The 22,409-nt window shown below is 56.6% G+C and carries 20 protein-coding genes and 3 tRNA genes; 12 read left to right on the top strand and 11 right to left on the bottom strand.

Features of this window, described 5'->3' with window-relative positions:
* Window positions 1-5: 5 nt before the first annotated feature.
* Both E8K79_RS19520 and E8K79_RS19515 read right to left on the bottom strand, forming a co-directional pair.
* Window positions 6-3,455, bottom strand: a complete 3,450-nt coding sequence (locus E8K79_RS19520) for a hypothetical protein (RefSeq protein WP_136516217.1) — start codon at window positions 3,453-3,455, stop codon at window positions 6-8.
* Window positions 3,456-4,955, bottom strand: a complete 1,500-nt coding sequence (locus E8K79_RS19515; protein WP_136516216.1) for a tyrosine-type recombinase/integrase — start codon at window positions 4,953-4,955, stop codon at window positions 3,456-3,458. It abuts the gene before it with no gap.
* A gap of 562 nt (window positions 4,956-5,517) precedes the next feature.
* On the opposite strand from E8K79_RS19515, the gene E8K79_RS19510 reads away from it, so the two are divergent.
* Window positions 5,518-5,871 (top strand): hypothetical protein, encoded by a 354-nt coding sequence (locus E8K79_RS19510; RefSeq protein ID WP_136516215.1) that lies wholly within the window; start codon window positions 5,518-5,520, stop codon window positions 5,869-5,871.
* On the opposite strand, the gene E8K79_RS19505 is transcribed toward E8K79_RS19510, so the two are convergent.
* From E8K79_RS19505 to E8K79_RS19475, 7 genes are all read right to left on the bottom strand, one after another.
* Window positions 5,860-5,935, bottom strand: a tRNA-His gene (locus E8K79_RS19505). The two genes, E8K79_RS19510 and E8K79_RS19505, sit on opposite strands and share 12 nt — an antisense overlap.
* Before the next feature lie 12 nt (window positions 5,936-5,947).
* Window positions 5,948-6,024, bottom strand: a tRNA-Arg gene (locus tag E8K79_RS19500).
* 22 nt (window positions 6,025-6,046) lie between these two features.
* Window positions 6,047-6,124 (bottom strand) — tRNA-Pro (locus tag E8K79_RS19495).
* 224 nt (window positions 6,125-6,348) lie between these two features.
* Window positions 6,349-6,942, bottom strand: coding sequence for an XTP/dITP diphosphatase (locus E8K79_RS19490; RefSeq protein WP_136516214.1), 594 nt, complete (start codon window positions 6,940-6,942; stop codon window positions 6,349-6,351).
* A complete protein-coding gene (gene rph / locus E8K79_RS19485) occupies window positions 6,939-7,658 on the bottom strand; it encodes a ribonuclease PH (RefSeq protein WP_136516213.1) in 720 nt (239 codons plus the stop codon). The genes E8K79_RS19490 and rph overlap by 4 nt, the downstream gene beginning before the upstream one ends.
* A gap of 218 nt (window positions 7,659-7,876) precedes the next feature.
* The gene (locus E8K79_RS19480; RefSeq protein ID WP_246043899.1) at window positions 7,877-8,671 is read right to left on the bottom strand and encodes a right-handed parallel beta-helix repeat-containing protein; all 795 of its coding nucleotides are present in this window, start codon (window positions 8,669-8,671) and stop codon (window positions 7,877-7,879) included.
* Window positions 8,672-9,184: 513 nt separating this feature from the next.
* Complete coding sequence (locus tag E8K79_RS19475; RefSeq protein WP_135872743.1) at window positions 9,185-10,255, bottom strand: sensor domain-containing diguanylate cyclase; 1,071 nt, start codon at window positions 10,253-10,255, stop codon at window positions 9,185-9,187.
* Between the two features lie 235 nt (window positions 10,256-10,490).
* Between E8K79_RS19475 and E8K79_RS19470 the strand changes: the two genes are divergently transcribed.
* Window positions 10,491-12,722, top strand: coding sequence for a vitamin B12-dependent ribonucleotide reductase (locus E8K79_RS19470; RefSeq protein WP_136516211.1), 2,232 nt, complete (start codon window positions 10,491-10,493; stop codon window positions 12,720-12,722).
* Between the two features lie 700 nt (window positions 12,723-13,422).
* Here E8K79_RS19470 and E8K79_RS19465 read toward each other — a convergent pair.
* Window positions 13,423-14,076: a fibronectin type III domain-containing protein gene (locus E8K79_RS19465; RefSeq protein WP_136516210.1), complete on the bottom strand. Its 654-nt coding sequence runs from the start codon at window positions 14,074-14,076 to the stop codon at window positions 13,423-13,425.
* Between the two features lie 241 nt (window positions 14,077-14,317).
* Here E8K79_RS19465 and E8K79_RS19460 point away from each other — a divergent pair, with 241 nt between their 5' ends.
* From E8K79_RS19460 to E8K79_RS19450, 3 genes are all read left to right on the top strand, one after another.
* On the top strand, window positions 14,318-15,589 hold the full coding sequence (locus tag E8K79_RS19460; protein WP_136516209.1) for an amidohydrolase: 1,272 nt from the start codon (window positions 14,318-14,320) through the stop codon (window positions 15,587-15,589).
* A gap of 173 nt (window positions 15,590-15,762) precedes the next feature.
* Window positions 15,763-16,413, top strand: a complete 651-nt coding sequence (locus tag E8K79_RS19455; protein ID WP_136516208.1) for a response regulator — start codon at window positions 15,763-15,765, stop codon at window positions 16,411-16,413.
* Window positions 16,414-16,450: 37 nt separating this feature from the next.
* A complete protein-coding gene (locus tag E8K79_RS19450) occupies window positions 16,451-17,359 on the top strand; it encodes an AEC family transporter (RefSeq protein WP_136516207.1) in 909 nt (302 codons plus the stop codon).
* A 59-nt stretch (window positions 17,360-17,418) separates the two neighbouring features.
* Here E8K79_RS19450 and rnk read toward each other — a convergent pair whose 3' ends face one another.
* Window positions 17,419-17,847, bottom strand: a complete 429-nt coding sequence (gene rnk / locus E8K79_RS19445; protein WP_136516206.1) for a nucleoside diphosphate kinase regulator — start codon at window positions 17,845-17,847, stop codon at window positions 17,419-17,421.
* Window positions 17,848-18,202: 355 nt separating this feature from the next.
* Between rnk and E8K79_RS19440 the strand changes: the two genes are divergently transcribed.
* The 7 genes from E8K79_RS19440 (at window position 18,203) to E8K79_RS19415 (ending at window position 22,076) form a co-directional block, all read left to right on the top strand.
* Window positions 18,203-19,396 carry an MFS transporter gene (locus E8K79_RS19440; protein WP_136516205.1) on the top strand — a complete coding sequence of 398 codons (1,194 nt, stop codon included), beginning with the start codon at window positions 18,203-18,205 and terminating at the stop codon, window positions 19,394-19,396.
* 39 nt (window positions 19,397-19,435) lie between these two features.
* Complete coding sequence (locus E8K79_RS19435; RefSeq protein ID WP_136516204.1) at window positions 19,436-19,660, top strand: hypothetical protein; 225 nt, start codon at window positions 19,436-19,438, stop codon at window positions 19,658-19,660.
* A gap of 120 nt (window positions 19,661-19,780) precedes the next feature.
* Complete coding sequence (locus tag E8K79_RS19430; RefSeq protein ID WP_136516203.1) at window positions 19,781-20,413, top strand: class I SAM-dependent methyltransferase; 633 nt, start codon at window positions 19,781-19,783, stop codon at window positions 20,411-20,413.
* Window position 20,414: 1 nt separating this feature from the next.
* Window positions 20,415-20,744, top strand: a complete 330-nt coding sequence (locus E8K79_RS19425) for a CGGC domain-containing protein (RefSeq protein WP_136516202.1) — start codon at window positions 20,415-20,417, stop codon at window positions 20,742-20,744.
* Between the two features lies 1 nt (window position 20,745).
* Window positions 20,746-21,027 carry a J domain-containing protein gene (locus E8K79_RS19420; RefSeq protein WP_136516201.1) on the top strand — a complete coding sequence of 94 codons (282 nt, stop codon included), beginning with the start codon at window positions 20,746-20,748 and terminating at the stop codon, window positions 21,025-21,027.
* Between the two features lie 178 nt (window positions 21,028-21,205).
* The gene (locus E8K79_RS21185; protein WP_162604728.1) at window positions 21,206-21,436 is read left to right on the top strand and encodes a hypothetical protein; all 231 of its coding nucleotides are present in this window, start codon (window positions 21,206-21,208) and stop codon (window positions 21,434-21,436) included.
* Window positions 21,437-21,449: 13 nt separating this feature from the next.
* Window positions 21,450-22,076, top strand: a complete 627-nt coding sequence (locus E8K79_RS19415) for a LysE family translocator (RefSeq protein WP_162604727.1) — start codon at window positions 21,450-21,452, stop codon at window positions 22,074-22,076.
* Window positions 22,077-22,409 lie beyond the last annotated feature (333 nt).

Raw genomic sequence — 22,409 nt, 5'->3', positions numbered from 1 at the left:
TAGCCTCAACTTGGAAACACAGACGAAGCAGAAACTTCGTCAAGCGCAAGCGCAGTAGTTGTTTGATGGTCCAACTGAACCATCTCTCCTACATCGCGGGTAGCAATCTCGGCAATTTGGTCCAAGGTCAGCCCATATGCGGTTTTCAGACTGTTGACAAGCGAGAAGACGTTTGCCTCAATGTGGCTAATTTTGCCCCCTCTTTTCAAAATCTGACGGATGTTTCCTGTATTAGCCCTAATGTCATAGCTCAGATTCAAAAGCTTCATCTTGAGTAGGTGGCGTGTGTCGTCTGGCATTAGTTCAGTCTCCACAAGCCTCGCCAACAAATATCGTGCTTCGTCTTGTGAGTCCGGGAAAGGTACAGCCTCCAAATTCTTGAGTATAGCCTCCGGCATGTAAACCATTACATGGGCCTCCTCGCCACAATTTAGCCTGCGGAGGTTCTCGTGCAAAATTTTTTCTGCTAGGTCTAAACTGCCGAGGTCCTCTGCGATGACAGAGATTCGTTCATCTAGATCTCGATCCTGTCCCTGGGTCAATTTGTCCGCATAAGCCTCTTGGTACCCTTCAATGCGTTCGAGTTCTTCGATCAAATCTCTACGCCGACATCCCAATGCAGGAAGATGCTCGACAGTGCGGATTGCGTAGTCGCAAAAATTGCATCTGTTCGCAAACCCGTCTTTATGGCGATCGGCTGGGCATATCCTGTTATAGGGACAGATGTGGGTGGGTTCAAAAGCTAAAGCTACTCTACTGTTTGAAGTGACGATGCCGATGCCAGTCTCACGGTCAAAGAAATGTGAGGAGACAGCACCAAAATCAGTTATTGCTTGGTCGGGATTTTCCTTAAAGGCCTTCGATAGAGCAGAGTTGGGGTCAGTTGCGTCAATCGCTGTACCGCCATCACCTATCAGGGAAACTTCTGAGTTCCGCCTGTTGAACTGAGAGATACCGCGCCTTTGATCGGCCTGCATCTTCTGGAGGGCTTCCGCATCAAATTTAGTGTAATACCAAACGGTAGCAAGCTTTTGATTGGTTAGGTAGCGACCAACATACTCGGAATTTAAAAATTGGACGTATTCGCTAACGACAGTCACCCTCATTGAGTGAGGGGACAGCTTGGGCTTAATTCGCCGCCTAAGAATATCACCATCTTCAACTTCGAAAAGATTAAATTCAACACAATAGTGGTTCAAAGCTGGCTGGACACCAGCTAATAGGTGCCTGAATCCGGCTTCGTAGACAATATCGCTGTAAGGCGACCCATTTTCAATATTGAATGCAAAAAGTGCCTTAAACGAAGGATACGCGGACTTATTCCTTCCCTCATAGTAGATTTTGTCATCAAAAGACTTCGCCTCAATAAGGTTTCGAAAGATGCGCATTTCTCTCAGCACCTTGATAACACGCCCTGACGTTAGCGCAGTCCAAGACCTGTTTGATTTATCAGTCAAGACAAAAAGTTGATAAACATCTTCAGTGTTAATATTCCCAGCCTGAATATTTTTGTCAAAATCACAGCTTAACCACTGAATATGCTGATTCCTGATACCAGTTTCCAGAGTGCAAATGAGATGAGTGATCGCGTGGGGCCGAATCATGTACCTGTGCCCCTTGCCCTTTAAAGGCAGGTCGATTGGAAATAAAAAGTATGAAGGAACAAGATTCACATCGTACTCTACGCCTTCGAATTTGACACGGCGATCAACGTCATCATCCAAAATATCTCTTATATCTATGAGACCAAAATCATCCTTTTCAAGATTATGAAATCGAACAGAGTAAAGTTCAGCGTACAATGAATTATCAAGACACTTTTGGTTGATAGCAGCAACGTAGTCATACACCTTGTAAGCGTAGAGCAAGCTCAACCAGTAGGCTTTTCTAGGAAGTCTTGTTTTAGTTGTTTTGGTCGGACGTCCACCGCTACAGGGGATATCACATTCCAAAACTGGGTTAATGAAGCTGTCAGGTATTGCCAATAACTCCCTTCGAGCCATAATCACTTTGAAAAATTGGTGGAGCTTTCGGATAGCAGTATAGGTTCTCTCCTGTGACGCTTCATTGTAATATTCACGAACGAAAGTAACGAAAGGGAGGGGTAATTTCTGATGTATATCAAAAGGTCGGGATATAAAATGAAAACCGTTCAACAATTGTATTTTTGAGGGATAAGTGGCATCGCTGTCAGGATTATAATGAAAGTATATTGGCAAATAGACCGTTAAATAATGCATGAAGGGTACAAATGCATTAAATTCGCTCTCGACATTTGCATAATTCATCATTCTTGCATAAACATTAAAACCAGCCAGCCAATCAGCAGTCTGGTTTACCCAGTCGAAGGAAATCCACTCTGGCAGAACAGAATTTGTAGGCCAATTATTGGTTGGCGCAAGCCTCGTCCTGCCACTCATCCGCCCGAGACATCGTGCCAGCGAAACAGCGTCGACCGCCCCCCCCTTTGTAGTCTCCATAATAGGTTCTAGGATGCGTTCTTCAAACGGTCGCCTATCGACATCAGATCGGCTTGCCAAGTAAGCATCTCTTTTCAAACCTAGCTCGGATATTTTCGCTGTTGAACGCCGAGCCTTGGCTTTTTTTGCATATAGTTCGAATTCAAGGGTGTAAATTCGCAACGAAGGGATTTTTTCCACCCAACCAAAAACTTTTTCTTTGATAAGTTCATCCTTAGACGACTTCAAATAAAGATAAGTCAAGTAAAGACCCACTGTAAATTTTCTTTTGGATTTAATTAAAAAATCACCAATATCTATTGGATCAACTTCTTCAATGCTATCCCAACGAGTACTCATAGCTAAATGAACTAGTGCAGTTTTAGTATCCCTTGACGGGAAATTCTCAATACCCGACTCGTTCAACGTTTTGCCATTCCAGCTATAAGTACAGTGTGACCAGTCTACACCATAGTCTAGCCCCGTCCCTGCATACAAGACAGCGGCCATTTCTCTAAGACGATCTGGCATCAACTTGAAGCCTCTTGTTGTCTCACAGCCAAGTGGCATATATCGGTCTATGTTTGGAGGCAGCAGCACTGCGCGTTGCCTTAGCAGTGACACAAATACAGCTTTTAAGGCGTGACGGAAAACGATTTTGAAGGACGTATTCGATCGCCAGCGGGAAATCTTGCCAGGAGAGCCGAAAGCCACTCCGCTAATTTCCTCCACAGGAATCCTCTCTCTGCAATGCCGGCACAAAATATCATCGAGAAGTTTGATATAGTCGGGGAGAAAACATACATTGGCAGGCGGCAACAAGATGTGATAGAGGGAATGTGCTCCTTTTCTGCTGTCGTTAGGCTGAGTTTTTAACAGATAGTGCGATCTAAGAACCTCACGAGCTTCATCTAATGCCAAGCGAACTGCTGCATCAAGCTTCACCGAATTTTGTTCGATAACTATAACTCTATCCGTAGCATTAATATTCAGCATTTATTTCATCCCTTGAATTGTGCGAACTTCAGCCATTGCGCTCTCAAGCATCTGCGACAGTATCTTAACCCTTACATTCGCCCGGTCCTCCACGGCAAAACCAGACATGATTGCAGCATTAATTTTCTGTTCCGCCGCTAATATCTGTGTATCAGGCTTGGCGTAATGCATTGTCGAATTGCGGTCAGAGTGCCCCATCAAGAACTGCACCTTTTCTGGTGACAAGCCATAAGTACCATCATCATTAGGCCAATAATTCAGACAATAAACGCCGTACATATGGCGCAGCGAGTGGGGACCGTAACAACAATCTATGCCCGCCTTGATACAGGCAGACGTAAAACTTTTTCGAATATTTGATTGATCCGACAAGATCAAAGGTGCGGAGATGCTGTCGCCTTTAAGCACCTGAAAAACGAATGGATGGGCAGAGGTGAGGAGCATCTCGTTCATCACATACAATTCAAACAAGCGCCAGAATTCTGAGGCAAACGGTTCGATAAGCAGAGTTACTGGATGCGTACGCCCCTTCCACGGCAAAGCATTACGCTCCTCAAGAGTAAAAAAGTTATAATAGACATTTATCAGATCTTTCGATCGCGGATCCCTAATATAAATCTTACGTTTTTTGCAGTCCATGTCGTGCCAAGTCAATGTGAGTGCTTCGCTAATCCTGATACCACTCGCCATAAGCAGGCAATAGAGAGCTCGGTCACGGTAGGTATTGAAACCGTGGTTGATTAACCTTGGAGCTGACTCCAAAGGAAATGCACTATCGTAATCGTAATTATCGCTACACTCGTTCACAATCTCCGGCTTCAGTGCTGCAAGACGCTTTAGCCTAACACCACCTGCGATAACTCCGCCAAGCATAGTTCGGGAGGACATGGCTATGCTTTCAAAGCGTGAGAGCTCCGTTACCGTCCCTATATGGGGAAATAAATTATTTTCTGACAGTAGCGGAAATCCGTTAATCTCCGAGAGCCCGGACTGATGCGCCCGCATGTTAAAGCCTTCGCTTAAAGCGAGATAATGGTTTATCGCAGCAATATGTATTTGTTGGGATTGACGTGAGTAAACTCTCCTACCAAGACGATTGGAAAGCTCTATCACAACAGGGTCACCGCTACGTGCCCCACCAGCTAAAACTTTTGGGTAAATCCGGATCAATTCTGCGAGCGCTGGTCCTGCTAAATCGGCCGCACAAGTAACTCCTGTAATTTCCGAAACGTGGGCTTCTAAGATGCCGCACCCCCCCTCCCTGTACCACTTCCCCGCTTCCACGATATAATCGATAAAGCCCCCAACGCATCTGCAGTATTGCTCACGAGTGTTAAACTTGCTTTTCTTTGTATCTATGAGGTATTTAGCGTAGTAGTCGAAGTACGGATCCCGCCATCCATCCTCATGAATTAGCATCCAGTTGTTATCGCCGCTTCTAGTCTTGGTGTGCAGCAGGGACACGTTCTTAAGCCTTGGAATACCTGCGTTCGCAGCCATAGTGGTTCCTCACCAGCCCCGCTTAGCCTCTCGTCGCCCCACTCAAGACTACAGCAGCAGCAACCGAAAAGACTATACCTCGTAAAATAGCACCTGACATAGTGGTCAATTTTACACTACCATTTTGTCATGTCAACACTATTTAAAAATGTTTTTAACTTCAACTTTAAGTAATATACTGACTTTTATTGCACGCAATACTTATGCTATAAAATACCAAATATGGTATTCATATTTATTAGTACAGTAGCTAATACTCAGAGTCAGTATTAACAAAAAATATGTGTAACAGACAACATAGTGTATCAGTATGTGCTTTTTCTAGCACTGCACTCACCTTTCCGTGTACATATAAACCGATACCAGGCGACAACAAACTGAGGAAATAACATGAATGGGAATGCCATAGTGATTGAATTTATTTAAGTTTGGTCCCTCACAAACTAACACCACAGGCATTGTATTTTTCGATTGAAATATAGGAGGGACAACCAAGTCAATACCGACAAAGGCCTTCTAACGACGAGCATCAACTTCTGAAGCACCAATGTGAGGCGTTTAAATGAAAGCCAACATAGTTAAAAAAGGTTTAACACAAAGAAGGTGCATGGAAGAAAATAAGAAGAGAGAGGGGGGGGAGGAGAGGCCAGCGCAAAAAATAAAAGGCCACCCCTCAGGATGGCTTTTAGTGAACAGTATGCATTTTATGAAACGAGAAGGTTTGTGCGCGGTTTCAGGAAGATACGACGATCTCATTCTGCATCTGAAACCGACACCCTATAAGAACCCCTATACCTTGCGGTGCCAGATCCTAAGTCTGGTGCGTCTGCCAATTCCGCCACTCTCGCAAAATCGAACGTTTGAAACGACAAACCCCGCTGTTAACGGGGTTGGCCTTTATGATTGGGGTGGGTAGTGGGATTCGAACCCACGTATGAACGAGTCACAGTCGTTTGTGTTAACCGCTTCACCATACCCACCATATTCAGTTGTGGCACGCCTGAGAGGGTTCGAACCTCTGACCTACGGCTTAGAAGGCCGTTGCTCTATCCAACTGAGCTACAGGCGCAGAAGTAATGCCTGCAATTGAGTGGTCGGGGTGAGAGGATTCGAACCTCCGGCCCCCTGCTCCCAAGGCAGGTGCGCTAGCCAGGCTGCGCTACACCCCGATTCAAGAACCAAGTTTATAGCATAGCCTCTGGAGCCGCGCAACACCTTTTTTTATGCGCCCCGAGATTTTCTCGGAGCCGTCTTACCACCTATTCAACGCCAAGACGTGAAGCCGCAAAGGCGCCAAGTTGAACCCCAAAATTCCACGATCTTGCCTTCCTTGCGCCTTCGCGCCTTGGCGCCTTTGCGTTAAAGCCTTTGTCCTTTGGCCTTAGTTTGCGCCTTAGCGGCTTTGGGTGAGCGCCTCTTTGAGCATCTGCATGGCGCGTCCGCGGTGGCTGATGGCGTTCTTGATCTCCATGGGAAGTTCGGAGAAGGTCTGCCCGTACTCCGGCACCATGAAGAGGGGATCGTAGCCAAAGCCCCCCTCCCCCCGCGGCGCCTCCAGGATCACCCCCGCTAGGGCGCCGTCGAAGGTCCGGCAGGTTCCGTCGGGAAGGCAGAGCGCTATGACGCAGTGAAACGCAGCACCCCTTTTTTCGGCGGGAACGCCCGCGAGCTCGCGCAGCAGGAGCGCGTTGTTGTCGGCGTCGGTCGCCCCCTCACCGGCGAAGCGCGCCGAGTAGACGCCGGGGCGTCCGCAGAGGTAATCGACGCAAAGCCCGGAGTCGTCGGCAAGTACCGGCCGCCCGGTGCAACGCGCCGCGGAGAGCGCCTTCTTTATCGCGTTCTCCTCGAAGGTCGCACCGTCCTCCACGACGTCCGGGAGATCGGGAAAGTCGGCAGGCGAGAGGATGGTATCCACCACGCCGCGCAGCAGTTCACCGAACTCGCGCAGTTTCCCCTTGTTTCCCGATGCGACCAGGAGCTCTTTCATGCCTGAAGCGCCTCTCTCTGGATCTCGAAGAGACGGGTGAGCCCAAGCATTGCGTGGCCGCGCATGGCGTCCATCTGGTCGAGGGTGAAAGGCTCCGCCTCGGCGGTTCCCTGCACCTCGACGAAACGCATCGAGGAGGTCATCACGAAGTTCATGTCCACCTCGGCGCTCGAGTCTTCGGGGTAGTCGAGGTCGAGGAAGGGGGTGCCGTCAACGATGCCGACGCTCACCGCGGCGACCGCCTCGCGCAGCGGGCTCTGGGAGAGGTCCCCGGCGTTGACCAGGGTCTGCAGGGCATCGGCCAGCGCAACGTAAGCGCCGGTGATCGAAGCGGTGCGGGTGCCGCCGTCGGCCTGGATCACGTCGCAGTCGATGAGGATGGAGCGCTCGCCCAATTTTTCCAGGTCGACCACTGCACGGAGCGACCTGCCGATCAGGCGCTGGATCTCGTGGGTGCGTCCGGAGAGTTTTCCCTTTGCCGACTCACGCTGGTTTCTGGTGTGCGTTGCGCGCGGCAACATGCAATACTCCGCGGTGACCCAGCCCGTCCCCTTCCCTTTCAGGAAGGAAGGGACCTTCGACTCGATTGTCGCGTTGCAGATTACCTTCGTGTCCCCGAACTCGATCAGCACCGAGCCCTCGGCGTGTTTCAGGTAATTGCGCGTGATTTTAACTTCCCTCAATGCATCAGCCGCACGGCCGTTTCTGCGTGTCATGACTCTCCTTTAAAACCGGTTCAACGTTCAACGTTCAGCGTTCAACGTGTCGTTTGCCAACCTTGCGGCAGTTACGTTACTTGTTTCCTGGTCCTATGTGTCCGCTCAAATAAGCGCGATTACCATCATTTTCTCGTGCAGCGGTCCGTGCCGCCCCGCCGCACCTGCTTCCGGCAAAGGTCAAAGCCCTAACGTTGAACGCTGAACGTTGAACGGCTCTACCTCTTCGGGTTCACGTTCACCCTGCCCCGTCCGCCGTTGTCGTAGATCTTGGGTCCCCCCTCGCCCCAGCGGTTGTTGGGGGCGCGGAACTCCTCATTGCCTGCGTTGTAGATATCATGCCCCGCGTTACCGGAGATCACGTTGTCCCACGCTACGGCGGAACCGTCGAAGACGAGCATCCCCTGCGTGCCGTTACCGGTGATCACGTTGTCGCTCACCCTCACCCGCGAGCCGGTCAGCGACAGCCCGTAGTCGCTGTTTCTCGCAAGCTTCACCCCGGTCACGCTCCCCTCGGTCTCGAAAAGGGTAACGCCGCGGCCGTTGTCGAGGACCGCTCCGCCGGCAAGCTTCAACCGACAGCTGTCGCAGGAAAAGGCGGAGCGGTTCATGGCGAGACTGCCATCCTGCAGGTAGATCGAAGTGTGCCGCACCTCGATTCCCACCCGATTGCCGACCACGCTCACGCCGCGCACGGTCGCCTCGCTCTGGATAAAGCTCATGCCGGTGTCGCAGTCGGAGGCGCCCCCCCCCTCGACGGTGACAAGCGCATCCTGGAAACGCATCCCGGTGGCGCTGCGCTCGGCACGCACCCCCTTCAGGGTCAGGTTCGCAAAAAGCGCCTCGATCCCGGTCGCCGCCCCTTCGATGCGGCAGTTTTCCAGTAGGTTGTTCTTCTCGCTGCCAAGGAGAACGATCCCCTGCCAGTCACCGGCAGCGGGCGCCGCGAAGAGCGACGAGAAACGGATCGGCTCCTCCTTGCTCCCGGAGGCGACCAGCCGGCCCTGCACCACGAGAACCGGCTCCCCCCCCCCNGTTCGCAAAAAGCGCCTCGATCCCGGTCGCCGCCCCTTCGATGCGGCAGTTTTCCAGTAGGTTGTTCTTCTCGCTGCCAAGGAGAACGATCCCCTGCCAGTCACCGGCAGCGGGCGCCGCGAAGAGCGACGAGAAACGGATCGGCTCCTCCTTGCTCCCGGAGGCGACCAGCCGGCCCTGCACCACGAGAACCGGCTCCCCCCCCCCTTTCTTGAAGCGAACCACGGTCCCCGGCTCGACGGTGAGCGTCGCCTGCGGGGCCACGGTCACCGCCCCCTCGACAAGCACCTCACCCTTCCAGACGGTGTCCTCGGCGAGAACGCGGTCGGCATAGGTGCTCTGCGGATTGAACGGCGCCACGGCACGCTCGGGAGCGGGAGCAGAAACGGATGCGGACGGCACGACGGAGGACGGAGCATCGGCGGCCGCGGCCTGGTGGCAAAAAAGGGCCGCCAGAAGCAGCCCGTGGATAAGTAGTATGGGATATCTCTTCATTTTTTTGGTATCTGCAAGCTTTCCTGGTGATAGACCTTGTTCTTGCCGCGGCGCTTGGCCAGGTAGAGCAGGGAGTCGACGATGTTGAACAGCTCGTCCATTTTGTCCGCGTTGTCCGGGTAGCTCGCAACGCCGATGCTCACGGTGACGCCACGGCTCGCCCCGTCCACGGGCCGCTTCGCGGTCCCCTGCTGCACGCTGTCACGCAGACGCTCCGCAGCGAGGATCGCCTGGTCCAGGCGGGTCTCCGGTAAAAGTACGATGAACTCCTCACCGCCGTAGCGGAAGGCGACGTCGACGGAACGGATCGTCTGCAGGATCAGCTCCCCCATGAGCTCGAGGAGCCGGTCGCCCGTGGCGTGGCCGAAGCTGTCGTTGTAACTCTTGAAGTCGTCCACGTCCATCATGATGATGGAGAACGGCTTGTGGTAGCGCTTGGCGCGCGCCATCTCCTGCCGGAAGTACTGCTTGAAGTAGCGGTGGTTGTGCAGCCCGGTGAGCGAGTCGGTGATGGCGAGAAGCTTGGTCCGCTTGTGCAGCGTCGCGTTGTGGATCGCCATCGCGGCGAAGGACGCGAGGATCGAGAGGAGGTTCAACTTGTCGCGGTCGAAGCATCTCGGTTCGAAGTCATCCAGGTAAAGGATGCCGACGATGCGCTCCTGAAAGACGAGCGGAACGCACACAAGCGAGCGGATCCCTTCCTTCAGGGCGATCGGGTTCTTGAAGAACGGGGTTTGCTGGGTGTCCTCGATGTAAAAGATCTCGCCGGCCAGAAGCACCTGCTCGGTGAGCCCTCCGGGGGTCACCTCCCAGCGCTCCTTCTTCACGAAATCCGCGGTGAGCCCCGAGTGCGCGTGCAGGCTAAGCTCGCGTCTTGCGTCGTAGTAGAGCGCGACGCTACCCGCCGGGGTACCAGCGAACCGCATGGCGCTCGTCAGAATCGCCTGCAGCACCGTATCCAGATCCAGCGTAGAAACGACGGCCTTGGCGACCTCTATCAGATCCTTGAGCCCCTTTACCTGGGACTCTAGCGACTCCTTCTGGCTATTGCAATCACACTGGCTCATGGAGGCTCCGGGAGGAAAAATTAACCCGTCATTAATAACACAGCGGGGCTCCCGTTGTAAATGCCCCTGAGGCGTAAACACCGGCAATTTCGTTTTTTATGAGCGCCCGAAATTTTAATCTATTAACGCTTGACTTCGTCATACATCTTGTGGTTTATTTCTGGCCGCCCACTAAATGTGGTATTGAGCGATCCGCATGGCGACATGATAATTTATCCAAGGAGAACGAAACGTTATGAAGAAGACCGCCGAAAAGGGACAGATCCCGGGCCTCACCAAGAACGCACAGACAGTACTAGAGAAGCGCTACCTGAAGAGGGACCAGTCAGGCAAGCCTCTTGAGACCCCCGCCGACATGTTCCGTCGCGTTGCGACCGCGATCGCCCAGGCCGACGCCGTCTTCGACAAGAAAGCCGACCTCTCCGCGCTCTCCGACAAGTTCTACGCGATGATGACCAACTTCGAGTTCCTCCCGAACTCCCCGACCCTGATGAACGCCGGCCGCGAGCTTGGGCAGCTCTCCGCCTGCTTCGTCCTTCCGGTGGGCGACAGCATGGAGGAGATCTTCGAGTCGGTCAAGCACACCGCGCTGATTCACAAGTCCGGCGGCGGCACCGGCTTCTCCTTCTCCCGTCTGCGCCCGGCAAACGACGTGGTCATGTCCACCACCGGCATCTCCAGTGGCCCGCTCTCCTTCATGCGCGTCTTCGACGTCGCCACCGAGACCATCAAGCAGGGCGGCACCCGCCGCGGCGCGAACATGGCGATCCTGCGAGTCGATCATCCCGACATCATGGACTTCATCATGTGCAAGAACGACCAGCGCCAGTTGAACAACTTCAACATCTCGGTCGGCATCACCGAGGAGTTCATGAAGGCCGTCGACGCGGACCGCGACTACACCCTTATGAACCCGCGCGACAAGAAGCCTGCCGGCAGCCAAAACGCCAGGAAGGTGTTCGCGCGCATCGTGAAGCAGGCCTGGGAAAACGGCGAGCCGGGCATCATCTTCCTCGACCGTCTGAACAAGGACAACCCGACCCCCCACATAGGCGAGATCGAGTCGACGAACCCCTGCGGCGAGCAGCCGCTGCTTCCGTACGAGTCCTGCAACCTGGGCTCCATAAACCTCGGCAAGATGGTGGCGGGCGGCAAGGTGAACTGGGACAAGCTGAAGGAGACGGTGAAGAGCGCCGTGCACTTCCTCGACAACGTCATCGAGGTGAACAACTACCCCTTGCCCCAGATCGACGAGATGACCCGCTCGAACAGGAAGATAGGTCTCGGCGTCATGGGGTGGGCCGACATGCTGATCCTGCTCGGCGTCCCCTACGGCTCCGAGGAGTCCATCGAACTGGGCGAGAAGGTGATGCAGTTCATCAACGACGAAGGGCACGCCGCCTCCCGCGAACTCGCCAGGACCCGTGGCGCGTTCCCGAACTTCAAGGGGAGCGTGTACGACGTCCCCGGCGCCGCACCGGTCAGAAACGCGACCGTCACCACCATCGCCCCGACCGGCACCATATCCATCATCGCCAACGCCTCCTCCGGCGTCGAGCCGCTCTTCGCCGTCTCCTTCGTGCGCCAGGTGATGGACAAGAACATCCTGGTCGAAGTGAACCCGCTTTTCGAGAAGATCGCTAAGGAGCAGGACTTCTACAGCGAGGAACTGATGCAGCGGATCGCCGAGCACGGCACCGTGCAGGACATAAGCGCCATCCCCGAGGACGTGCGCGACGTGTTCGTGACCGCCCACGACATCACCCCGGAAGAGCACGTCACCATGCAGGCCGCCTTCCAGCGTCACACCGACAACGCCGTGTCGAAGACGGTGAACTTCCCGCGCGAAGCGACTATCGAGGACGTCGAGAAGGTGTACCGTCTCGCCTACGAGATGAACTGCAAGGGGGTCACCATCTACCGTGACGGCTCCCGTGACGAGCAGGTCCTCTCCGTCGGCAAGAAGGAAGAGCCGAAGGTGGTCGCAGCGATGACCGCGGAAGAAAAGCGCAGCAAGCGCGAGCGTCCGAAGGCGCTCAAGGGTTGGACCTACCAGATGCAGACCGGCTGCGGACCGCTTTACATCACCATCAACGAGGACGCCACCGGCCTCTTCGAAGTCTTCACCACCATGGGCAAGGCAGGCGGCTGCGCCGCCAGCCAGTCCGAGGCGATCGGGCGCATGGTATCGCTTGCCTGGAGAAGCGGCGTGCAGGCACGCCAGGTAGTGAAGCAGCTCCTCGGCATCTCCTGCCACAGCCCGAGCGGTTTCGGCGACAACAAGATCCTGTCCTGCGCCGACGCCGTCGCCAAGGCGATCCAGTCGCACCTGGCGATCACCGGCCATGGTGAAATCATCGAAGCTCCCGCCTTCGAGAAAGGCGCCTGCCCCGAGTGCGGCGGTGTCGTGGAGCACGAAGGCGGCTGCGCCGTCTGCCGCGTCTGCGGCTACTCTGAGTGCGCGTAGAGGAAGTACAGAGTCAAACGAAGTAGAAAACAAGAAGGGGCCCCCACAAGCGATGCGGCCGCTTCAGCAGAGATGCTGAAGCGGCACATGCTGGTGCGGGTCCCTTTTAAGTTAGTGAGGGCGGCGAATACGTTTCTCGAGTGACGAAAGCGTTCGTCACTAAGCGGAATGCGTTCTTCGGGTTCACGGAAGCGTTCCGTCACTCAGCGAATGCGTTCCTCGGGGCACGGAAGCGTTTCGTCACTCAGCGAATGCGTTCCTCGGGGCACGGAAGCGTTTCGTCGCTCAGCGAATGCGTTATTCCAGTCACGGAAGCGTTCCGCCGCTCAACGAATACATTCCTCGGGGCACAGAAGCGTTTCGCCGCTCGGCGAATGCATTCCTCGGGGCGCGTAAGCGTTCCGTCGCTCAGCGAATGCATTCTTCGGGTCACGGAAGTGTTCCGTCGACCAGCGAATGCATTCTTCGGGGCACGTAAGCGTTCCGTCGCTCAGCGAATACATTCTTCAGGGTACAGAAGCGTTCCGCGGTTCATAGAATGCTTTTCCTGAGTGACGAAAGCGTTCCGCCATTCCGAGAATAAGTTCGCGGCCCCAGGGGACTTCCGGATGTTGAACGGATGATGTGGTGAGATGCATGAAGGAGGGGGCCGGTCCCTTTGCTGCGGGGACCGGCCGATTGCTGCGGTCACGTCGGCGGGTTAGGTAATGATGATCGCAACGGGTTCACTCCACGGGCCGTACTCGTTGTTGCCGACACTCCTGACTCTGAAATAATACCAATTCGCCCGTTCCAGCTTGGCTATTATGGTCCGAACCAATGTCAGCTGCCCGTAATCCTCGAATGATTCCTCCCCCTGCGGATGCCCCTTGCAAATCTGCAATTGGTAGGAACCCGCCCCGGGATCTTTATCCCAACTTACGGTGACCTCCCCGATCTGGGGGCCGTTCTTCACCCTAAGAACGTGGCCGAAAAGTGAAACGGGCCGGGCGTAAACCCTTTTAATCTTTTCCTTCAAGGTGAAGCCGTTGTTATAAAGCCACGTCTCGTCTTTATCATTCTTTGCCCTGAGCACGAGGTAGGCGGCGTTGATGTACACATCCTCCACCGCCGCCGCGGTGGTCATCTGGAGTCCTTTCGTCGTGCGCAAGTTAAGCGCCAAAGCCTTCTGCCACTCAGACTCGATTTTTTCCTTGTGGTCCTTGAATTGCGGTGACGTCGGCACCCATGAGTCCATCAGGGTGCTGATCTTGATGTGCGCGGCCTGCAAAGTCGCGGCATCATCGAGCCACGTCACAAATTGCGGAGGGGCCATACTCGCATGGTTCATCACGAATCTGTCCGCAGGGTTCATGTCTCTCCTCCCGTAAAATGAATTTCCTCCAATCTAACAGAACATTCCACGCCGTCAAGTGGCTCGTCTCACCACCGCTCTCCCCCCACACCCGGCGGATCGCTTCACGAATGCCCTTGGCCTAACGTCATGGGTCGAACCGCATGAAACAGGAAGTAAAAAAACAGTAGTAACGGTGGCATTAAGACGGACGCGCCGAGTATGATAGTATTGGACCCATCAATGCAGGTACGGAGGAAACATGTCACAGTTCGTCCACGGCCTTGTGAGCAAGATAGAGCAGGTTCTGCCTATGGCCGAGGCTCTCTATAAGGATCTGCACCAGCATCCAGAGCTCCCTATGCAAGAACTCCGCACGTCGAACATCATCGCAGGGAAGTTGCGTGAAGCCGGCTTCGAGGTGACGGAAAAGGTCGGCGCCACCGGTGTCGTCGGCGTCCTGAAAAACGGCGCAGGCCCGACGGTCATGCTGCGCGCGGACATGGACGCCGTACCGATGAAGGAGGAGACGGGGCTCGACTATGCAAGCCGCATCGAGGTAGTGAACGAAAAAGGGGAAACGGTCCCTGTGGCTCATTCATGCGGCCACGACATGCACACGACCTGGCTGACCGGTGCGGCAACGGTGCTGTCGCTCGCGCGCGACTCCTGGCGCGGCACGCTCATCGCCGTGTTCCAGCCGGGAGAAGAAACCGGCAAAGGGTCACAGGCGATGCTCGACGACGGCATGACCCAGCGTTTCCCGCGCCCGGACGTCATCATGGGGCAGCACATGCTGCAATGCCGCGCCGGAACGGTTGGATGCCGCGCAGGCCAGGTCCTGACTTCCGGCGACAGCCTGCTGGTGCGCTTTTTCGGCAAAGGCGCCCATGGCGGAATGCCGCAAAACGGCATAGATCCCATCGTGATGGCAGCCTCGGCGGTGCTGCGGCTGCAAACTATCGTCAGCCGCGAGATCGCGCCGCAGACACAGACGGTGGTGACCGTCGGAGAGTTTCACGCCGGGACTGCGGAGAACATCATCCCCGCCGAAGCCTGCCTGAAGCTGAACGTCCGGACCACGGACGAAGGCGTGCGCAATCATGTACTGCAGGCGATAAAACGGATCTGCGTCGCCGAGGCACGCGCGTCCAACGCGCCGAGAGATCCCGCCTTTGAGGAAATCAACAACTTCCCCCTGACGGTGAACGACGCCGAAACGACGAGAAAGATAGGGGGGGCCTTTCAAGATTACTTCGGAGACCGGTTCGTTGATATGCCTACACAAGGGGCAAGCGAGGACTTCGGACGTTTCGGAAAAGCCTGGAACTCCCCCTACACCTATTGGTTCGTGGGGGGGTGCGCGCCGGAACTGTACGACAAGGCGTTGCAGGCGGGTGAGATCGAGCAACTGCCTGGCCCGCACTCGCCCTTTTGGGCGCCCACCCTGCACCCAACCCTGCGCACCGGCATCGAAACGATGCTGACTGCGGCCGGGGTGTGGTTGGCCGGTCGGCCGACTACTAGCGACTGAAGTGGCGCCTCCCCGCCCGCTCCCCTTATTCCCGAACCACCGATCCTGCTGTCTCCAACCGGACCAAGCTTGCCAGGTCACATGTGTCATATGACCTTTTTTGCATTGGCAAACGGTCCTTTTTATGAAATGGTACTTGGTCTAGCGGGAGATCCGGTCTTTCGGGAGCACCTATGAAAAAGATACTCGCCGTAGAAGACAGCAAGGTATCGCAGGCCCATCTGCTCGATATCCTCGAAGGCACATATGAGGTCAGGGTGGAAGAAAACGGCACATCGGCGCTCTCCGCCGTGATGGAAATGCCCCCGGACCTGATTCTGCTCGACGTGAACCTCCCGGGGATGAACGGCTATGACGTCTGTCGCCAGTTGAAAGGTGATGTGAGGACGCGCGAGATTCCCATCATATTCCTCACCGGCTGCGATTCCGGAGGGGAAAAGGTGAAGGGGTTCGAGGCAGGGGCTGACGACTACATCGTGAAGCCCTTCTACCCGGAGGAACTCCTGGCGCGGGTCACGCTGCATCTGGCATCAAGACGCGAGAAGCAGATGGCGGTCGAGCTCGAAAGGCTGAAACTTTTACGGGAGATGGCAGTGGCGATAAGCCACGAGTTCAACAACCCCTTGACCGCGATCCTCTGGCACCTTCGCCTCGCCTCCAAGGGGCTCGGAGAAGGGAATGAGGAAACCCGCACGCATCTGTCGGACATGCAGTTTGAACTGGACAAGATAAGGCGGATCGTGGCCCGCTTGGCCGAAGCGTCCCGCGACGCGAAGACCGAGTACGTGATGGGCGAGGCCATGATAGACGTGAACCGGATCTGAGCCTCCGGTCGCAACCCAGCAGGAGAATCAGGCAGTAATGGAAAATTTCATCATCATCGGCGTGTTCGTGCTGCTCGGGATGCTCTTTCGTCGTCTCGAGGCCTTCCCGAAGGACTCGGCACAGGTGCTGAACATGTTCGCCCTCTACGTGTCGCTACCGGCGCTTATCCTCCTCAAGGTGCCGCAGATCGTCTTCTCACGCGACATCCTCACCGCCGCGCTCGTGCCGTGGGGGATGCTTTTATTGTCGGTGGCCGCAGTACTCGGCGCGGCGCGGCTGTGGCGCTGGGATCGTGCATCGGTTGGGGTGCTGCTCCTCGTGGTGCCGCTCGGCAACACCTCGTTTCTCGGCGTCCCGATGGTCCAGGCCTTCTTCGGGGCGGCGGGCCTTCCCTACCTCATCATCTACGACCAGTTGGGAACCATGATCATCATGGTGACCTACGGCTCGATGATTCTTGCCCTGTACGGCAAGGACGGATCGGTACGCCTCTCGGCAATGGTGCGCAAGATGCTTCTCTTTCCCCCCACCATTGCCTTGCTGGTCGGCCTGGTTGCCCGTTCATGGCCTTACCCGGAGAAACTCGCCCAGGCGCTGCAAAACGTCTCTCTCACCCTCGTCCCCGTGGTCATGACGGCGATCGGCCTGCAGATGAGGCTCAGACTGCCGCGCAGGGTGCTCGGACCGCTTGCCTTCGGGCTGGCGCTGAAGCTCGCGACGGCACCGCTCATCACCCTGCTCGTTTGCCGGATGGCGGGCGTTGCCGGCATGGTGGTCGACGTGTCGATCCTCGAAGCGGCCATGCCGCCCATGGTGACGGCCGGTGCGCTCGCCGTCGTCGCCGGGATGGAGGCCGACCTCGCCGTGGCCATGATAGGGATAGGCATCATCCTCTCTTTCGGAACCATCCCCGCCGTCTATTGGCTGACACGCCTCACCGCCTGACTCATCCGGGCCATGCCCCGCCGGGACTGCGCCTCCGGCGGGGCTTGCTCTGACTGCAGTTACAGGTGAAAATCTCCCGACGCTTCAGGCTGGTAGAGGACCTTCTTCACCTTCAGCTTCTTCTTTCCGCCGGGCACCGCCCAGGCGATGCGGTCGCCGGCACGGTAGCCTATCAGCGCGGTCCCTACCGGGGCGAGCACCGATATCCTCCCCTTTTCCAGATCTGCGTCCGGCGGGAACACGAGGGTATATTCCAACTCCTCGCCGGAATCGAGATCCTGCAGGCGCACCCGCGAGTTCATCGTTATGACGTCCGGGGGGATGCCCTCGGAGGGGACCACTTCCGCTCTCGTCAGTTCCTGCTCCAGTTCCGCAAGGTACCTGCCGTCGCGCGACGACCTTTGCTCGGCATTGCTGATCATCTCCTCAAGACGCTCCAGGTCGAACTCCGTGATGAATATCTGTCTACCCTTTCCGCTTTGCTTCATTTTCTTCTCCTTTTTCGGGCAATAAAAAACCCCCGCGGGCTCATGCCGGCGGGGGTCTTGGTGTTGGTCTGTACGATAAAAGCTAAACCCTTCCCTCCGGCACCGACATAGAACGTGCGAGACCGCGCAGCAACGCGGCTGCGGTCAGGCGGGTAAAAAGGGTGGCATGAAAAAGACGGGTTGATATCACGGCTATGTTTTCCTCGAATCTATTAGTCGTTACGGTTGTCAACCCTAGCATCTTTGCATGTAGGCGTCAACAAGGGGAGGCGCCCTGCTCGCTCCGCTCGACGGACGCCGCCGAATATCCACAATCTCCTTGCAAATTCGTACGCGAGCGGGTACGGATGCTGTGATGAAAAGTCTATCCGGCAACATAGGAAAACTGTACGTCTTCTCCTTCCTGCAGATGATGCTGTTTCCGATGGCGATCATCACCCTCTTCTGGAAGGACCACATCGGCCTTTCGCTGACCCAGATCCTGCTTTTGCAGAGCATCTTCTCGGTGGCGACCCTGGCACTCGATTACCCCGCGGGTTACATAAGCGACCGGGTCGGCTACCGCTGCGCCCTCAACATCGCTGCGGCCCTTGGCATGGCAGGCTGGGGGATCTACATCTATGCGAACTCCTTCACTACTGTGCTGCTGGCGGAGATCACCCTCGGGATGTCGCTCTCCTTCATAAGCGGCTCGGACAGCGCCCTTCTGTATGAGACGCTGCGCGCGCAGGGGGATGAGCATTCTTATGCCCGGCACCAGGGGCGCATGCACGGCTTCGCCCAGATCGGCGAGGCAGCCGGAGCGGTGATGGCCGGCGTGATCTACGCCTTCGAGCCGAGGCTCCCCTTCGTCCTGCAGGTCGCTGTATGGGGGGCCGGGCTCCTGGTCACCTCACGGCTCACGGAAACGCCGCGCGAGCATGCGCCGCAGCGCTCGCATCTGGCCGAGGCGGTCGCCACGGCCCGCTACGCCTTCAGGGAGAACCGTCACCTGCGCTACACCATCCTCCTCAACACGGTGCTGGGGGTCGCCTCCTTTTACCCGGTCTGGCTGATCCAACCCTACATGCAGCACGCCCGCGTGCCGGTCACCTGGTTTGGGCCGGTATGGGCCGGCGCGAACCTGACCGTCGCGCTTTGCGCCCTGGCAAGTCACCGGCTGCACAACCGCCTGGGCGACCGCGGCATGGTCCTTCTCTTCCTAGGGTTGGTCGCCGTCGGTTATCTGGGGCTTGGTTTGAGCGGCGGGATCTGGGGATTCCTCTTTTATTACCTTCTGACCTGCATGCGTGGTTTCAGGGGGCCGATGATGCTGTCCCACACCCAGAAGGAGTCGACGAGCGTCAACCGGGCGGCGACGCTTTCCCTGCAGTCGGTTTCCTTCCGGCTTCTCTTCGTGGTGAGCGGTCCGCTGGTGGGAAAGCTGGCCGACGCGGCGGGCGTGGCGCGGAGTTTTTACTTCCTCTTCTACGCATTCCTTTTCACCCTCCCCCTGCTCGCGGCGCTTTTCCTCAGGAACGCGCCTCGCCGGGAGGCCGAGCTTGTGTGATGCTGAGCGGACGGAAGACCCGCCGCAAAGGAGCAGAGCATGAACTACAGAGCCATAGCGAAAAAGCTGCTGCAGGAACAGCCGCAGACCATTGCGGTCCTCTTAGCCCGTCTCCCCGCCCAAGACGCCGGCGAGATCGTGAAGCTCCTCCCCGACTTCGTCCAGGCCGATCTCGTGCAGCGGATCGTGCACATAGAGCGCTTGCCCGACGAGGTGTTGGCCGAGATCGACGCGACGCTGGAAGCCGTCTTGCGGAGCCGCTGACCCCGCCTCTTTTCCCTTGCCCCGCGCTTGACCGGATGATATCTAAATATCCGAATGTAACCGGAGGGATTGCCGGTTGAGCGAAGGAGAGATCGTGAAGCCGAGAGCAAGGCGAAGGTCATGGCAAAAATGAATGCGTTCGACCGCCATCCCGCGGAGTACGACGCCTGGTTCGACAGGCACGTCGACATCTATCAGGCGGAGTTGGCGGCAGTGCGGGAACTCGTCCCGGCGCAGGGAAACGGCGTGGAGATCGGCGTCGGGACCGGCCGCTTCGCGGCACCGCTCGGTATCGCCTTGGGCGTCGAGCCTTCACCGGGAATGGCGCAGCTTGCGCGGCAACGGGGGATCGAAGTTCTGTCAGGGACGGCGGAAACACTCCCGCTGCCGGATGCCTGCTTTGACTACGCGGTGATCGTCACCGTGCTCTGTTTCGTAGAGGACGTCTCACGCGTGCTGGCCGAGGTACGGCGCGTACTGAAGCCGGGCGGCTCGCTCATCATAGGGTTCATCGACCGGGAGAGTGTACTTGGGGAAAGCTATGAGCGGGAAAAAAGCGGGAGCGACTTCTACCGCGAAGCTACCTTTCGCAGCGCGGCCGAGCTTGAAGCGCTTCTGACCGAGGCGGGATTCTCGGGATTCTCTTACCGGCAGACCCTTTTGCCGGCTCCCGCCGGGTTGTCCGTCAGCGAAGGGCATGGGCGGGGCGGGTTCGCGGTCGTAAAGACGATAAAGAACGGCAAGGAGAAATAGCATGAAGGTGGGAATCATTCGTTGTCAATTGACTGAGGATATGTGCCCGGGAACGGTGGACTTCAAGGTGGCCGGCGAAGGCACGCAGGCATTCGAGGAAACTGGCCCCGTCGAGATCGTTGGCTTTCTGTCCTGCGGCGGCTGTTCCGGAAAGAAGGCGGTCACCCGGGCCAAGATGATGGTGGATCGCGGAGCGGAGGGTATTGTCTTCGCTTCCTGCATGAAGAAGGGAAACCCCATCGGCTACCCCTGCCCTCACTTCGCTGCCATGAAGGCGGCAGTGGAAGCGAAGGTCGGGCCCGAAGTGAAGATCATCGACTGGACGCACTGACATGACCTACGCGGACTTGCAGGAGGCGCTGCGGATACTGGGGCTGGGGGAGCGGGCGACGCTGGGAGAGATAAAGGCCCGGCACCGGGAGTTGGTCAAGTGCCATCATCCCGATGCCGGTGCGCAGGGGGACCCGGAAAGGATCCGCCTGATAAACGCGGCCTACCGGATCGTGTCGGAGTACGTAGCGGGATACCGCTTCTCGTTCACGGAAGACGAGTTCTACGAGCAGAACCCTGATGAGCGGCTGAGAAACCAGTTCATGGACTTCTACCGGAATTGAGAAGACGAAGAGGTGCACGGAGAGTATCGTTGACAATTCAAAAGAAAAATAATACATTGTTTTAGCAGATCGAGACAATGCCGCACTTCTTCAACTGGCGTCGTTTCGATGGCGGAAGGGACTAACACAACGGGCTAAGCGCCTGAAAAAACAGAACCAGCATGTGAAGGAGCAGGAAATGGGCATGGCATTACAGTGCAAGTTCTTCGGCCACATCATCAGTGTCGACAAAGCGCTCGCCATACGTGATGGAGCTACCGCAGAACAGAAGTACTCCCTTCTTTTCGAATGCGACAAGTGCGGCAAACCGGTCCGACCGCGCGTCGCGGGCGACAAGCACGTCGCGCACTTCGTGCACCTCAAGGAAAACCCCGAGTGCGGTTACCTCGAGCCCCCCAAGGAATACTGAACAGCGTGCCGCGATGAAGCTGCTCACCCTCTTCTTTCTGGTCTCACTGGCGTCCACCGCCATCCCCGGACCGGCGGTCCTGTACGTGACGACGCAGGGGATGCGCGGCGGCATGCGCTCGGGACTTCCGGCGGCACTCGGCATCCTTGCCGCCGACGCCTTCTATATAGTCCTCTCCGTAACGGGGCTCTCCGCGATACTCGCCGCATCTTACCGACTGTTCACCATAATGAAATGGGCCGGCGCCGTGTACCTGGTCTACTTAGGCGTTCGGATCGTGCTTTCGGGGCTCTCCGCTTCGGTGACGCGGCAGACTGCCACCGCCAACTGCGGTACAGGTCGCTCCTTCCTGGGTGGCTTCGCCCTCCACGCTGCGAACCCAAAGGCGCTTTTGTACTTCGGATCTCTCGTCCCGCAGTTCGTGACGACGGGCGAGCCGATTGCCGGCCAACTTGCCGCGCTTGCGCTCATACACCTCTCCACCGCTTCCTGCGTGCTCATCATCTACGCCGCGTCTTCCGCGCGCTTAGGTCGCTGCGGCGTCGGTTCGGGCGTCTCCCGACTGCTGCGCTTTGCGGCCGGCGCCTCTCTCATCGGGGCGGGTATTTCCCTCGGATGCCTGAGAAGAAGCAGCCCCTGAGTTAAGCCCCTTGCAAATCAAATCCCCCCTGTCCCCCCTTCGCAAAGGGGGGAACCTTAGGCTCATGCAGCGCTTCGTAGGGAGCTGTAATCCACTGTCCCCTGAATCCCTGAAGAACCTTCGTACTACCCCGCCCCGTAGCGCTCCTTCGTTTCGCCATTCAAGAAGTTATTGACCAGCCGACACCTGTTATTGAAAAATCACATGGCCTGCCAGCAAGTTACAAGCGGGATGCCGTATACGCTAAACGTGTGGATCGCACTTTATTTTGCTATTTGGCGTGTGATATATACGTAATTTTAAAATTACGTTACCGAATAGTGCACTACAATC

The sequence above is a fragment of the Geomonas edaphica genome (assembly GCF_004917075.1).
Classification (GTDB): Bacteria; Desulfobacterota; Desulfuromonadia; order Geobacterales; family Geobacteraceae; genus Geomonas; species Geomonas edaphica.
Note: the sequence above shows the minus strand (reverse complement) of the source record. Positions and strands in the feature narration are given on the sequence as shown.

Coding starts and splice junctions, on each gene's coding strand:
- E8K79_RS19520 (WP_136516217.1), bottom strand. CDS start 3,455: ATGCTGAATATTAATGCTACGGATAGAGTTATAGTTATCGAACAAAAT.
- E8K79_RS19515 (WP_136516216.1), bottom strand. CDS start 4,955: ATGGCTGCGAACGCAGGTATTCCAAGGCTTAAGAACGTGTCCCTGCTG.
- E8K79_RS19510 (WP_136516215.1), top strand. CDS start 5,518: ATGAAAGCCAACATAGTTAAAAAAGGTTTAACACAAAGAAGGTGCATG.
- E8K79_RS19490 (WP_136516214.1), bottom strand. CDS start 6,942: ATGAAAGAGCTCCTGGTCGCATCGGGAAACAAGGGGAAACTGCGCGAG.
- rph (WP_136516213.1), bottom strand. CDS start 7,658: ATGACACGCAGAAACGGCCGTGCGGCTGATGCATTGAGGGAAGTTAAA.
- E8K79_RS19475 (WP_135872743.1), bottom strand. CDS start 10,255: ATGAGCCAGTGTGATTGCAATAGCCAGAAGGAGTCGCTAGAGTCCCAG.
- E8K79_RS19470 (WP_136516211.1), top strand. CDS start 10,491: ATGAAGAAGACCGCCGAAAAGGGACAGATCCCGGGCCTCACCAAGAAC.
- E8K79_RS19465 (WP_136516210.1), bottom strand. CDS start 14,076: ATGAACCCTGCGGACAGATTCGTGATGAACCATGCGAGTATGGCCCCT.
- E8K79_RS19460 (WP_136516209.1), top strand. CDS start 14,318: ATGTCACAGTTCGTCCACGGCCTTGTGAGCAAGATAGAGCAGGTTCTG.
- E8K79_RS19455 (WP_136516208.1), top strand. CDS start 15,763: ATGAAAAAGATACTCGCCGTAGAAGACAGCAAGGTATCGCAGGCCCAT.
- E8K79_RS19450 (WP_136516207.1), top strand. CDS start 16,451: ATGGAAAATTTCATCATCATCGGCGTGTTCGTGCTGCTCGGGATGCTC.
- rnk (WP_136516206.1), bottom strand. CDS start 17,847: ATGAAGCAAAGCGGAAAGGGTAGACAGATATTCATCACGGAGTTCGAC.
- E8K79_RS19440 (WP_136516205.1), top strand. CDS start 18,203: ATGAAAAGTCTATCCGGCAACATAGGAAAACTGTACGTCTTCTCCTTC.
- E8K79_RS19435 (WP_136516204.1), top strand. CDS start 19,436: ATGAACTACAGAGCCATAGCGAAAAAGCTGCTGCAGGAACAGCCGCAG.
- E8K79_RS19430 (WP_136516203.1), top strand. CDS start 19,781: ATGGCAAAAATGAATGCGTTCGACCGCCATCCCGCGGAGTACGACGCC.
- E8K79_RS19425 (WP_136516202.1), top strand. CDS start 20,415: ATGAAGGTGGGAATCATTCGTTGTCAATTGACTGAGGATATGTGCCCG.
- E8K79_RS19420 (WP_136516201.1), top strand. CDS start 20,746: ATGACCTACGCGGACTTGCAGGAGGCGCTGCGGATACTGGGGCTGGGG.
- E8K79_RS21185 (WP_162604728.1), top strand. CDS start 21,206: ATGGGCATGGCATTACAGTGCAAGTTCTTCGGCCACATCATCAGTGTC.
- E8K79_RS19415 (WP_162604727.1), top strand. CDS start 21,450: ATGAAGCTGCTCACCCTCTTCTTTCTGGTCTCACTGGCGTCCACCGCC.